Source organism: Olleya sp. HaHaR_3_96, from assembly GCF_019278545.1.
Taxonomy (GTDB): domain Bacteria; phylum Bacteroidota; class Bacteroidia; order Flavobacteriales; family Flavobacteriaceae; genus Olleya.
This window is the reverse complement of sequence record NZ_CP058987.1, coordinates 2,365,651-2,378,781: the sequence shown is the minus strand read 5'-3', so window position 1 is coordinate 2,378,781 and position 13,131 is coordinate 2,365,651. Positions and strand designations below refer to the sequence as shown.

Below are 13,131 nucleotides of genomic sequence, written 5' to 3'. Positions count from 1 at the left end.
TTAGTCTATTTTTTTTAGATGCCAAAGGTTAGTAGCTTTAGACTTAGTGGCTATTAAATGCTCTGAAATAAATTTAGAAGTAATCGCTAATGGGGTTCTAAAGTTTTTAGGGATTAGACCGATTGTTTCTTCTTCCGTCAACACCGTTTTTATTTCGCCTGAAACATCTATGGTCGTTTCAAAATATTTATAGACATACATTTCCTTACCAACTAATCCATTTTCTCCCAAATCGACTTTAATTAATTTTAAGGCTATAGCCGAATTATTATTAAAATTAGTAGCATTTAAAAACTGAGGCTTAACACTAACGGCACCTGTTTTATCAATATAACCATAATAAGGAATGCCTTCAATAACTTCTTTAATTAGACATCTATCACTATTAAAAATAGGATAAATACCATCTTCCGACTTAGTCGTGACTAAATCAGCTCTAAAATCGATAACAATAGTGCCGTCTACATTTATAAAAGCCCACTGGTCTCCTTTTTTAATGGCAGACACCCCGTCATGAAACGGCGATATAAACGCTAAACCTTCAGTATTTTGAGAATAACTTATAATTGGAAATAAAACGATGACGATAAGTAAAATGGCAACTTTTTTCATAATAAAACTAATTTATAATTTATGTACATAAAAGTATCTTGATTTTTGTTCTTACAAAATGATATTAATCAGTTATGACGGTAAATATTCTTTATTATAGAATGGAATAATTCTAAGACTCCTACGACTTCCAAGCGCTTATTTTAGTGCTAAATTTAATTGCGCTAGTAGTATGAGTTCTGATTTGTTATGTTTAGAAAAACTATGCGCTACGGTTCTAGCCGTTTTAAGAATTAATGCTTTTCGTGACGTTGTAAAAAGCGCCTTATGAGATGCCATATAATTCAAAAAACTCTTAAAACAGGTATTGGCATCATATTCTTGATCTTTATGCAACCAATCGAACATTTCAATAATCACTGAAGCTTCTTTCTCAGCACGCCATTCGACTGCTACCATTTGTTTTAAAGCTTCAACTTCTATGTGTTCTACAGTACCATCTATAGCAGCAACTGCATAAAACAATTTACCAAGGTTTTGATAGAACAACCCACCATTATTCATATTATTTTTCATCCCTTTAATTTAACATCCAAAATAATCTGATTTCAGCACTTAGCACATGATATTAATCAGTAAACACAGCAATAATGTCTTTTTTTTCGTATTTTGAAACTTTATTTTATACTACACATTCCCTTTATGTTTAATAACAACCAAGAGATTTTTGAAATTTTGTCTGAAGCTATTTCGGAAGGTATTCTTATAGTCGATGAAAACCAAACCATTATCGCAGTAAACGCCTCGACAGAAGAGATGTTTGGTTATAATAAAGATGAACTAAATAACAAACCTTTAGAAACTTTAATCCCTAGTAATTATCATAAAGGTCATGGTCATCAGTTTAATTCGTACTATAAAAACAGTGAAAAACGTAGTATGGGAAAAGGTCGTGCGCTTTTTGCTGCAAGAAAAGATGGCAGTACGTTTCCTGTAGAAGTCGGTTTAAACCCGTTTAATATTACGGATAAAAAGTACGTTATGGCTTTAGTTATTGATATTACCGAGCGTAAAAACTATACTGATAAATTAGAAAAAACAGTTGAGGAACGTACCAAACAACTTAGAGAAGCTTTAGAAACTGAAAAGGAATTAAACGATTTAAAAACTAAGTTTTTATCTCTAGTGTCTCACGAATTTAAAACACCGCTAACCGGGATTTTAACCTCGTCTATGCTATTAAGCAAGTACAAGTTAGCGGAGCAACAAGACAAGAGAGACAAGCATATAAACACTATTAATAGTAAAGTACAATACTTAAACAATATTTTAAATGACTTCCTATCTGTTGAAAAACTAGAGTCCGGAAAGGTTAATTATAAGTTTACCGAGTTTAGATTAAGTAAAGTCGTTAATGAAGTCGTTTACAATGCTAATATGCTTTTAAAAGAAGGTCAGAAAATAAAATATCCTGAAAACATTGACGATATTTCATTAACTCAAGATGAAAAAACTATAGAATTAGCCTTGTCTAATCTGGTACATAATGCTATAAAATATTCACCTGAAAACACCACGATTGAACTACAAGTTAATCAGGATCAAAACAAGACCACTTTTAAAATTATTGACAACGGAATTGGTATACCAGAAAATGATCAAAAAAATATATTTAATCGTTATTTTAGAGCCGAAAATGCTTTACTAAATCAAGGTACTGGTATTGGTTTAAATATTGTAAAAACACATTTAGAAAATCTAGGAGGCGCAATACAATTTGAAAGCAAAGAAAATATAGGCTCTACTTTTACCATTACTATACCAAATACACCAAACTAATGAAAACCATACTTTTAATTGAAGACGACGTTGTTTTAAGAGAAAACACTAAAGAACTTTTAGAGTTATCCGACTATACCGTAACCACTGCATCTAACGGAAAGTTAGGGTTACAAACAGCCATAGCAACACGTCCAGATATAATTGTTTGCGACATAATGATGCCCGAATTAGATGGTTACGGCGTATTGGAAGGTTTGACAAAGCAAGAACACACCATGCACATCCCTTTTATCTTTCTATCTGCAAAAACAGAACGACAAGATGTTAGAAAAGGAATGGATTTAGGCGCAGACGATTATATTACAAAACCCTTTAGTGAGGACGAAATAATTAGCGCTATAGAAAGTCGATTAGCTAAAGCTGCTATTTTAAAAGACAGACGTAATACACAACACAAAGAAGATAATACGACTGATGAGATAAGAAGTTTAAATGATTTGAAAAACTTTTTTGATGATAATGGAGAGGTCTTCAATTTTGGTAAAGATGAAACGGTATATACCGAAGGAAAAAACTCGAACTATATCTATTTAGTAACAAAAGGAATTGTAAAATGCCATAAATTAGACGAAAAAGGAAAAGAGTTAACCACAGCACTTCATAAGGAAGATGATTTGTTTGGCTACACGTCTTTTACCCAAAATATCCCCTACCAAGAAACAGCAACGACTATAAGTGAGGCGTCTTTAGTGGGCTTATCCAAAAATGAATTAACTACTATTTTAAATACCAACCATAAATTAACGTTAGAGCTAATACAACTGCTTACAGACGATATTTCCGGAGTAAAAAACCAACTGTTAGAAATGGCGTATAGCTCAGTTTACAAAAAAACAGCAACCACGATATTAAAGTTTGCCGATAAATTAAATTGTAAACCTAACGAAGCTATAAAAATATCTAGAAGTGACTTAGCAAGTGTTGCCGGTATTGCCACCGAAACTTTAATTAGAACTATTTCCAGTTTTAAAAAGCAAGGTTTGATAGCTATAGAAGGCCGAAATATTAAAATAATTGATATTGAAGGACTTAAAGACGTCTGCTAAAAGTACCTTAAAATAAAGCTAATATGATTTTTATCATTTTTTAAACTACTGCTTAAGTATAGATTTGTTTTAATAAGACAAATTTTAAATGAAATCTATCCTACTACCTACAGATTTTTCTGAAAACTCTTGGAATGCTATTGAGTACGCTCTCAATTATTTTTCAAATACAGCGTGCACCTTCTATTTACTTCATGTTAACCCATTAACACAAGTGACAATTAGCGAAATAGATTATAATTACAGTACGACCCCAATACTAGCAGAAGATCTTTATACAAAACCAGCTAAAAAGAAATTAAATGAGTTACTAAAAAAAATAGCCACACGTTTTTCGAATAATGCTAAGCATGCGTTTTACACTATAAACGACACCGATTTTTTTATAGACGCTGTAAGAAACCAAGTCAAAGAAAAAAAGATAGACCTTATTGTCATGGGTACTAAAGGTGCTTCTGGTTTAAAAAAACTAATTATAGGTAGTAATACCGCAGATATTATAACAAAAGTAAAATGCAATACTTTGGTTATACCTGAAAACGCAAAATTTAAAGCACTTAAACAGATTGCTTTTCCGACGGACTTATTACAGTTTTATGGCGTTACTACTCTAGAGCCCATTCTAGAAAATTTAGAGCAATTTAAGGCGTCCTTAAAAATTGTACACATCAATAAAAAAGAGCTCAACCTTAATAAGGACCAAGAGAAAAATAAAGATTTTTTAGAAGACTATTTTAGCAATTACAACCATAGCTTTAGTTTTCTAACTAACACCAAGATAGAAGCAGGAATAGAACGCTTTGTCGGATCTGAAAATATAGATATGATAGTTATGATTGCTAAAAATCTAAATTACTTTCAGCAAATATTATTTCACAATAAAGTAGAAGAAATAAGCTACCAAACAGATGTTCCGTTTTTGGTATTACACGAATAAATAATAAACATATTATGGACAATTCACTTTTATTAGCAAAGTTTTGGGGATGGTATTTAATCATTTTCTTTTTAATATTAAGCTTTAATCCTAAACGAATCAAGCAAATTTTTAATGACTTAAAAGACGAAAAATTTCTTATTATATCGGCTTTCTTAGCAATAATTATTGGCTTATTAAATATTTTATTTCATAATATTTGGGCACCAAACTGGAAAATTATAGTAACAGGCATAGGTTGGTTTGCTCTAATCATTGGTCTAGCTTTATTTATATTACCAAAACAAACCGTTTCTTGGTTAGAATTTATTAATATAAAATTAGTACAAACATTTTATATACTACTACTATTTATTGGACTGTTCTTGCTAAACGTTGTTTATGCTATTATTCCATATTAATTTTAAAAATTAATATTTTACACCTATTTGTGACTAAAACAATACATCTGATAATTATCATAGTTTTTAAAAATTAAACCTTTTAATTTTAGAGTTAACAAATATAACTCGCTATGGTACAGGTTTTAATTCCTACGGATTTTTCAGATAATGCAATGAATGCTTTAAAATATGCTTTAGAGCTTTATAAGCATGAAAGAGTTGAATTTTACTTCCTTAATGCTTATCAAGATGAAGTATACAGTAATGATGAATTACTAAATCGTAATAATTTTGAAGATATATTAGAAAGCGTTAGAACAAATTCTCAAACCTTATTAGAATCATTTTTAAAAGCTGCAAATACTTTAGCACCTAATCCTAGATATAAATATCATATTATCTCGGCATATAACTCGCTTATAGAAGAAACAGATATAATTGTTAATGCTAAAAATATAGATCTTATTATCATGGGAACTCGTGGTAAAACAAACGACAAAACGATACGTTTTGGTAGCAATACACTTCAGGTATTAAAATATGTCCAATGTCCTATTTTAGTTATACCAGAAAACTACCAATACAAAAGACCTAAACATATTGTGTTTACTACAAATTTTATGATTCGTTATAAACGCAGAGAACTAAAATTATTAAATAGAATAGCTACACCTTATCGCTCAAAAATAGACTTATTGTATCTCTCAAAATACCCTAAACTATCTATTAGACAAGAGGACAATAAGGCATTTATAATGGAAACGTTACCCGAGAATAATGTAAATTATGTCAATGAAGATCATAAAAATATTACGGATGCTATCCAAAGCTATATAACAAAAAATGACATAGACTTATTGGTAATGGTGAATACTAGACATTCGTTTTTAGAGCATATTTTATTTAAATCGACTATAGATACGATCACTTTACATATTGAAATACCCTTTTTAGTTATGCAAAATATGGGACGTTATTAAAAACTTTAAATTAAAAAAAAATGAACACTATATTATTACCCACCGATTTTTCAGATAATTCTTGGAATGCTATAAAATATGCTTTACAATTATTTAAAAATGAAAAGTGCACTTTTACTTTACTAAACACCTTTACTCCTATCTTTTATAGCATGGAGCAAACGATGATGTATAACCCGGAAACTGATTTACAAAATATAGTAAAAAAAAACTCAGAAAGAAGACTTAAACAACTGACTAATCGTATTAAAGAAGAATTTAACAATCCAAACCATGTATTTACTAGTAGTGCTGTATTTAATATTTTAACCGCAGAAATGGAAAATCTATATGACAAAAAGACTGTAGATTTAGTAATTATGGGAACCAAAGGTGCCACTGGATTAAAAGGTGTACTTTTTGGAAGTAATACGATACATACTATTAAACGCGCTAAATTCCCTGTTTTAGCAATTCCCGACAATTTTGAATATGAAGCTCCTCACGAAATCTTATTTCCTTCAGATTTGGAAGTTGATTTTACTAAAAAGCAATTAGCCCCACTTATTACTATAGCTACAAATCATCACGCTAGAGTAAATGTGCTACATGTTTCTGACAGTCAAGACCTTTCTAAAAAACAAGAAAATAACATAGCCAAATTAGAAACTCTTTTGAAATCCATCTCTTACCTTTTACATTATAAAAACAATAAAGACATCTCTGATGCGATTTCACAATTTCAGATAGAACATCGCATAAATATGTTGGTTATGATTAACAACAAACATTCATTTTTTCAAAATGTGTTTTTTAAATCTAAAGTTAACCAGATTGGGTTTCATTTAAATATTCCCTTTTTAGTTATCCCTTCAAAAAAAGATTAAATAAAGGCATTCTAAGTATTATAATAAATATATGCAGTTAGGCCATAATCATACAAATCAACTGATTAATATCATTTTAAATACAATAATGTAGTAGTAACTTTATTGTATTAATTTTTCAATCTCAATAATTATGAAAACTCAAATAATTGATAATACGTCCTTACATTTTGAACATGTTAACTGGAAAAATGAGCTTCTTTTTTGGAAAGATGAAATAAAAACGTTTCAAAAAAGGTTAGAAGAGGTTGTTGCACTTTGGACTAATAAAGATGTTTTAAGCAAAGTTGATCAATATCAAAATAGCTTAATAATACACAATAGAAAAATAGCAGAAATGTTAGAAGCTATTGAATCACACGAACATAATATAGCACAACATTTAAAAGCAAATGAAGATGCATTAGATATTAACTATATGAATACTCATTTAAAATTTAGAGAAGATTTAGATACGGAGCGTAAATTATATAATGACTTAAAAAAGCATTTCTTTTTATTTGTTTCTAAAAGCCTTTAAACATAAAATGAAAATTGGTTTAGCTCTTTCTGGTGGTGGTATGCGAGGCGCAGCACATATTGGTGCCATTAAAGCATTAGAAGAATATGGTATTTACCCAACACATATCGCTGGTACAAGTGCTGGTGCTATTACTGGAGCACTATATGCCTATGGTTTTAACTGTAAAGAAATGTTGCATTTTTTCAAAACCATACCTCTTTTTAGTTATAAAAAGTACGCCATAAATAAACCTGGTTTTATAGATGCTGCCAAATACTATGATTACTTTAAAAAACAATTTCCAGAAGATAATTTTAATGCACTTAAAAAAAGTCTTTTTGTAACTACTACAAACATATTAAATGGTAAGCTTGACGTCTTTACAGAAGGTGAATTAATTAAACCTATACTAGCTTCTGCTGCATTTCCTGGTTTGTTTTCGCCAATAGAAATGAAAGGCTCTTTATATGTGGATGGCGGTGTATTAAACAACTTTCCAGTAGACCTTTTAAAAAAAGAATGTGATCAAATAATAGGTGTATATTTAAACCTGTTTGAAACCACATCAAAAACCAAATTAAAACATTTTTATAACGTCATTGAAAGAGTTATTACATTAGGGGCTGTAAAATCTGATCTCGAAAAATTTTCGAGCTGTGATATTTTGATTGCCCCAAAAGCATTAAGTCAATTTGCACTTTTTGATAAAAAAAATATAGACACCATCTATAAAATAGGTTATGACAGTATGAAACTAACTTTAAAAAATAAGCAACTTAATAAGGACGTTGAAAAAATGATTTAATAAATTGAATTATACATTTTATACTTATTTATATAATTCATTCTCTGTTTTTAAACCTTCAGACCAACAATCTAAATTATAAATTGTTGTTTCTGCTATATTTGTTAATGCTTCTTTTGTTAAAAAAGCTTGATGCCCAGTAATTAAAACATTAGGCATAACATTTAGCGTTATTAACATATCATCCGTAGGTATTGTATTAGATAGATCTTTAAAAAAAATATCATGTTCTTTTTCGTAGACATCCATTGCAAAACCACCTATCGTTTTATTTTTTAAACCTTTAATAACGTGAGATGTTTCTACCACTGCTCCTCTTGCTGTATTAATTATTAAAACCCCAGGTTTCATAATTTCAATTAAACTTTCATCAATTAAATGGTGAGTTTCCGTGTTTAATGGTACATGTATAGAAATAATATCTGCCGTCTTACATAATGTTTCTAAAGGCATATATTTTAGATTATAACTATCAACTAAACTACTATTTTCAGTAATATCATATCCAATAACATGGCAACCAAAACCATGCATAATTTTCACCATAAGTGATCCTATTTTCCCTGTACCAATAACACCAATAGTTTTATCGTTTAAATCAAAACCAACAAGGTTGTCTAAACTAAAATTAAAGTGTTTAACCCTATTATTAGCCTCAATTAATTTTCTGTTTAATACCAGTAATAAACCTGCTGCGTACTCTGCAATAGCATAAGGAGAATAGTTAGGTACATTTGCTACTTTTATACCCAATATTGCAGCTGCTCTTATATTAACATTATCATACCCTGCAGACCTTAAAGCCACATATTTAACACCAAAATCTTTAAGTTTTTCTAATGTATTATTACAGGCAATATCACCAGAAAAAATAGAAACGGCATCAAAACCAACTGCCTGAATAGCTGTTTTTGAAGATAAAGCATCCAATGTAAAAGTTATTTTATGCTTATCATTATTAGAGTTTTTCAAATATTCTTTTTCAAAGTTTCTAGCGCTAAAAATAAGTACTTTCATAATCTCTATTTTTTTATATTAATAATACCTTCTTGATTTAAAGATTGCATAATAGCTTTTACATAATTAGTAACGGTTGTATTAATTTGTTTTGGATCTACAATATCATAAGACGCTACCCAAACTAAAGATTTATCATTGTTTTCTTTTATATTATATAAAGAAGCTTCGATATGGTATACTTTATATCTATTATAATACCCATCGTCAAAATAAACATCTTGATATAAATAATAATATCGTCCAAAACGTCTCCAATAATAACCTGTTCTGTATGTAGGACTAGAATACACTTCTTTTTCGTTCACTCCTTTTACTGCCGAAATTAAAATAGAGTCATATCCATCTTTAGACAGTCTTTCTAGTTCTTGATTAATGCTAGCTTCTGTTTGTTTTATATTACTAAATGAGGGTTCAAATACATCATAACTGCCCATCGCCTCAATACCACTTTTATTAAACTCGGTTTGTAATTGTTCTTCAAATTGTTTTCTAGCAGTAAGATTATCTGTCATTCCAACAATTAAAACTTTTTTAGGCTTGTAATTTGCATAGTCTTGGCTTTTCCAACTATCAACCACTCTAGAAGACGAACAACTAACTATTAAAAATAAAACGAGTATAGAATACAATGCTTTCATAATATTTGATTTTGAAATTATTCTATAAAACTATCCCAAAACAGTTTACTTTACAATGATATATATCAGACGATTACATAAATTACAGTAATAATTATTAAAGTCTGTTTCCTCTTAAGCAAACCAAGCTAGTATTAAAATTGAAGATTAAAAATCAAGCTATTTTTTAACAATTATTTTTATATCATACTGATCTAGGTCATTTCATAAAACACTGTATGTCAATACATTTGTAACAGATAAATTGTTTAACAATAAAATACAAATATTATGTCACTAGTAAAATTTAGAAACAGAAGAAGACCTTTTGGAGGTCTTACAACATCAGATTTTTTTGATACTGATGATTTTTTTAACAATCGCTTATGGAATAACGATAAATTATTGGATAGTTTTTGGAATGGATCTTCAAACGAACCTGCTTTAAATATTAAAGAGGAAGACAATAAATTTGAAATAGAACTTGCTGCACCAGGTTTTGCAAAAAAAGATTTTGATGTAACTATCGATAATGGTTTTCTTAATATTTCGGCAGAAAAATCTGACAAGAAGAAAGAAAAAAACGATAATTATACAAGACAAGAGTTTAGCTATAATGCATTTTCAAGATCACTTCAATTACCAGAAAGTATAAAAGAAGAAGATATTAAGGCTAGCTACCACGATGGTATTTTGAGTTTTGACCTTGCTAAAAAAGCAGAAAACAAAAAAATAAAAGCCAAAAGAATAGAAATTGCATAATGCTATAATATTCTTCTTAATTTAGTTTTTTGAGGTCCTTAAAATCTGAAATCACCTATTCTTAAAATTAAAACAATCCCTTTTTTGTGATTTTTTATTGGTGATTTCAGATTTTACTTTTTTTTTACATAATACTAACACTACAGTTACAAATGCTTTTAAAATGACAAATAATACTTTCATTCTTTCATTTCAAAATGTAGCAAAAAATTTAAACACAAATATCAATACAGGCATATCTTCAAAAGATGCAGCAAAGCGTCTCCTTTATTACAAAAAAAACGAGCTTATAAAAAAGAAACCTAAAAGTAAATGGATTATTTTTAGTGCTCAATTTATTGACCCAATTATTTACATCTTGGCAATTGCTACTTTATTAGCCTTTTTATTTCAAAACTGGTTAGAAGGTATTGCTATTTTAATTGTAATTATTATTACAACTGCTATTGGTTTTGTAATGGAATTACAAGCAATCCAATCTCTGGAAGCTCTTAGAAAAATTAATTTAAAATATAAAATGATTCCTACAATTAGGGATGATGAAATTTTAGAAGTAAAAACAACAGTGCTAGTTCCTGGAGATATTATACTATTAAAAAGAGGAGATGTTGTACCCGCAGATGCTCGTCTGTTTTTAGCAGATAATTTAATGGTTAAAGAAGCTATTTTAACAGGAGAAAGTGCTCCTGTTGAAAAACAAACCAACAAACTAACTAGTGTTGATCTACCAATTACACTGCAAAACAATATGCTTTTTAAAGGTACTACAGTTATTTCTGGCAGAGGAAAAGCAATAGTTGTTGCAACAGGTATGAATAGCCAAATTGGCAAAATACAACAAATGGCTATTTTGGCTAAAGATGAAAACACACCTCTTGAAAAAAAATTAAAACACTTAAGTAAACATCTAATATGGCTCACGCTGTTTTTTGCTGTATTTATAATTTTTTTAGGTTTAATTAGAGGTCATAATATGCTATTAATGATTCAAACTGGTATCGCATTAGCTGTGGCTACAATACCTGAAGGTTTACCTATAGTTGCTACTATAGCTCTTGCGCATGGTATGCTTAAAATTTCTAAAAAAAATGTAATTATAAAGAAACTTGAAGATGTAGAAACTTTAGGTATTACCAATATTATTTGTACTGATAAAACAGGAACATTAACTGAAGATAATATGAAAGTACAATCTATTGTTTTAGATGCTCAAACAATTGATGATATACACTTGAAAAAGTCTCCTTTTACTTCAATATTAAAAAAAAAAGACGCCATTAGTGCACTTTTTTTAACAGCAATATTATGTAATGATAGTCAAATTATTGTCGAAAACAGATTTGGAGATACTATCGATTTAGCTTTATTAGATTTTGCATCGCACACTAAATTAGACTTAATATCCATTAAAAATAGTCACCCATTAGTTTTTAAAATTCCTTTTAATACAGAAAATAGAATGATGGTAACAGCACATTCTATTGATAATAGTTACACTATTTATATGAAAGGTGCTTTTGAAAATGTTGTTTTAAAATGCGATAAGATTATTAAAAATGACAAAATTATTCCTTTTAATACTAAAGAAGAATGGTATAATAAAGCAAACTTGTTGGCATCAAAAGGTCTACGTACTTTAGCTTTTGCTTATAAAGAAACCTTAACATTACCTGAACGAAACCAAAAATTAGATGCTTTTACTTTTATTGGTATTATAGGTTTTATTGACCCCGCTAGAATAGATGTAAAACCAACGATAGAAATTTATAAACGGGCAGGTATAAAAGTGATAATGGTAACAGGAGATCATCCTGAAACTGCAAAAAAAATCGCTAAAGATATTGGCTTATTAACTAATACAGATCAACCAAATAAAATAATCTTAGGCCGTGATATTAAAACTTTAATAACGCTTAATAGTACTGGTAAACGACAACTTTTAGATGCCTATGTATTTGCTAGAGTTACGCCAAAACAAAAGATTGAGATTGTGAGCTTTTTACAAAAAAACAATAATATTGTAGCAATGCTAGGTGATGGTATTAACGATATTCCTGCTTTAAAAAAAGCCGACATTGGTATTGCAATGGGTATTAGAGGTACAGATGCAGCCAGAGAAGCTGCTGACATAATATTACTTGATGATACTTTTAAAGCCACAGAAACAGCTATAAAACAAGGCCGAATTATTTTCCAAAATATAAGACAATTTGTTGTTTATCTTTTGTCCAGTAATTTAGCCGAAATACTATCTGTGGGATTTGCGGCTATAATAAATTTACCCTCTCCGTTATTTCCTTTACAGATTCTATTTTTAAATCTAATTACAGATATATTCCCTGCATTAGCATTAGGTTTAGGTAAGGGTGATAAAAATATAATGCTTTTGCCTCCTAAAAACCCACAAGAACCAATTATAGCCAAACCACATTGGCAAGCCATTTTAATTTATGGACTAACGATTAGCTTAGCAGTTTTAGGTGTTACTTTTTATAGCCATCATGTATTACACCTAGCTTCTAATACCATTAATAATATGGGGTTTTATACGCTTATTTCGGCTCAATTACTTAATATTTTTAATATGCCTTCACGTCATTTGTCTTTGCTTAAAAATGAAGTTACTTCTAACAAATGGGTTTGGATTGCCATTATTTTTTGCATGTTATTTACCTATTTAGCATATATAACACCTGCTGTTGCCAAAGCACTATCCTTAGTTGTATTAACTTCAGATCAATTAATTACAGTCTTAATATTTTCGTTTAGCTCTTTAATATTAGCACAAATAGTTAAACGATTAGGTGGTACACTCTAAA

General features: G+C 29.4%; 14 protein-coding genes. 10 read left to right on the top strand and 4 right to left on the bottom strand.

Annotated features, from left to right (window positions below):
- Together H0I26_RS10465 and H0I26_RS10460 are read right to left on the bottom strand one after the other, a co-directional pair.
- Positions 1-612, bottom strand: coding sequence for a WG repeat-containing protein (locus tag H0I26_RS10465; RefSeq protein ID WP_218698205.1), 612 nt, complete (start codon positions 610-612; stop codon positions 1-3).
- A 138-nt stretch (positions 613-750) separates the two neighbouring features.
- Positions 751-1,128, bottom strand: coding sequence for a hypothetical protein (locus tag H0I26_RS10460; protein WP_218698203.1), 378 nt, complete (start codon positions 1,126-1,128; stop codon positions 751-753).
- Between the two features lie 126 nt (positions 1,129-1,254).
- Between H0I26_RS10460 and H0I26_RS10455 the strand changes: the two genes are divergently transcribed.
- The 8 genes from H0I26_RS10455 (at position 1,255) to H0I26_RS10420 (ending at position 7,913) form a co-directional block, all read left to right on the top strand.
- Complete coding sequence (locus H0I26_RS10455) at positions 1,255-2,391, top strand: PAS domain-containing sensor histidine kinase (protein WP_101018222.1); 1,137 nt, start codon at positions 1,255-1,257, stop codon at positions 2,389-2,391.
- Complete coding sequence (locus H0I26_RS10450) at positions 2,391-3,440, top strand: response regulator (RefSeq protein ID WP_218698201.1); 1,050 nt, start codon at positions 2,391-2,393, stop codon at positions 3,438-3,440. Before H0I26_RS10455 ends, H0I26_RS10450 begins: the two co-directional genes overlap by 1 nt.
- A gap of 88 nt (positions 3,441-3,528) precedes the next feature.
- The gene (locus H0I26_RS10445; RefSeq protein ID WP_218698192.1) at positions 3,529-4,377 is read left to right on the top strand and encodes a universal stress protein; all 849 of its coding nucleotides are present in this window, start codon (positions 3,529-3,531) and stop codon (positions 4,375-4,377) included.
- 14 nt (positions 4,378-4,391) lie between these two features.
- Positions 4,392-4,778: a hypothetical protein gene (locus tag H0I26_RS10440; RefSeq protein WP_218698190.1), complete on the top strand. Its 387-nt coding sequence runs from the start codon at positions 4,392-4,394 to the stop codon at positions 4,776-4,778.
- A gap of 113 nt (positions 4,779-4,891) precedes the next feature.
- Positions 4,892-5,740 carry a universal stress protein gene (locus tag H0I26_RS10435; RefSeq protein ID WP_218698188.1) on the top strand — a complete coding sequence of 283 codons (849 nt, stop codon included), beginning with the start codon at positions 4,892-4,894 and terminating at the stop codon, positions 5,738-5,740.
- Positions 5,741-5,760: 20 nt separating this feature from the next.
- Complete coding sequence (locus tag H0I26_RS10430) at positions 5,761-6,606, top strand: universal stress protein (protein ID WP_218698186.1); 846 nt, start codon at positions 5,761-5,763, stop codon at positions 6,604-6,606.
- A gap of 133 nt (positions 6,607-6,739) precedes the next feature.
- Complete coding sequence (locus tag H0I26_RS10425; RefSeq protein WP_218698176.1) at positions 6,740-7,126, top strand: hypothetical protein; 387 nt, start codon at positions 6,740-6,742, stop codon at positions 7,124-7,126.
- A gap of 7 nt (positions 7,127-7,133) precedes the next feature.
- Complete coding sequence (locus H0I26_RS10420; protein ID WP_218698174.1) at positions 7,134-7,913, top strand: patatin-like phospholipase family protein; 780 nt, start codon at positions 7,134-7,136, stop codon at positions 7,911-7,913.
- 24 nt (positions 7,914-7,937) lie between these two features.
- Here the strand turns inward: H0I26_RS10420 and H0I26_RS10415 are convergent, their stop codons facing one another.
- Positions 7,938-8,930, bottom strand: coding sequence for a 2-hydroxyacid dehydrogenase (locus H0I26_RS10415; RefSeq protein ID WP_218698172.1), 993 nt, complete (start codon positions 8,928-8,930; stop codon positions 7,938-7,940).
- Positions 8,931-8,935: 5 nt separating this feature from the next.
- On the bottom strand, positions 8,936-9,571 hold the full coding sequence (locus H0I26_RS10410) for a hypothetical protein (RefSeq protein WP_218698171.1): 636 nt from the start codon (positions 9,569-9,571) through the stop codon (positions 8,936-8,938).
- 270 nt (positions 9,572-9,841) lie between these two features.
- Between H0I26_RS10410 and H0I26_RS10405 the strand changes: the two genes are divergently transcribed.
- Positions 9,842-10,312, top strand: a complete 471-nt coding sequence (locus H0I26_RS10405; protein ID WP_218698169.1) for an Hsp20/alpha crystallin family protein — start codon at positions 9,842-9,844, stop codon at positions 10,310-10,312.
- Between the two features lie 163 nt (positions 10,313-10,475).
- The gene (locus tag H0I26_RS10400) at positions 10,476-13,130 is read left to right on the top strand and encodes a cation-translocating P-type ATPase (RefSeq protein ID WP_218698153.1); all 2,655 of its coding nucleotides are present in this window, start codon (positions 10,476-10,478) and stop codon (positions 13,128-13,130) included.
- The last annotated feature ends 1 nt before the right edge of the window (position 13,131 follow it).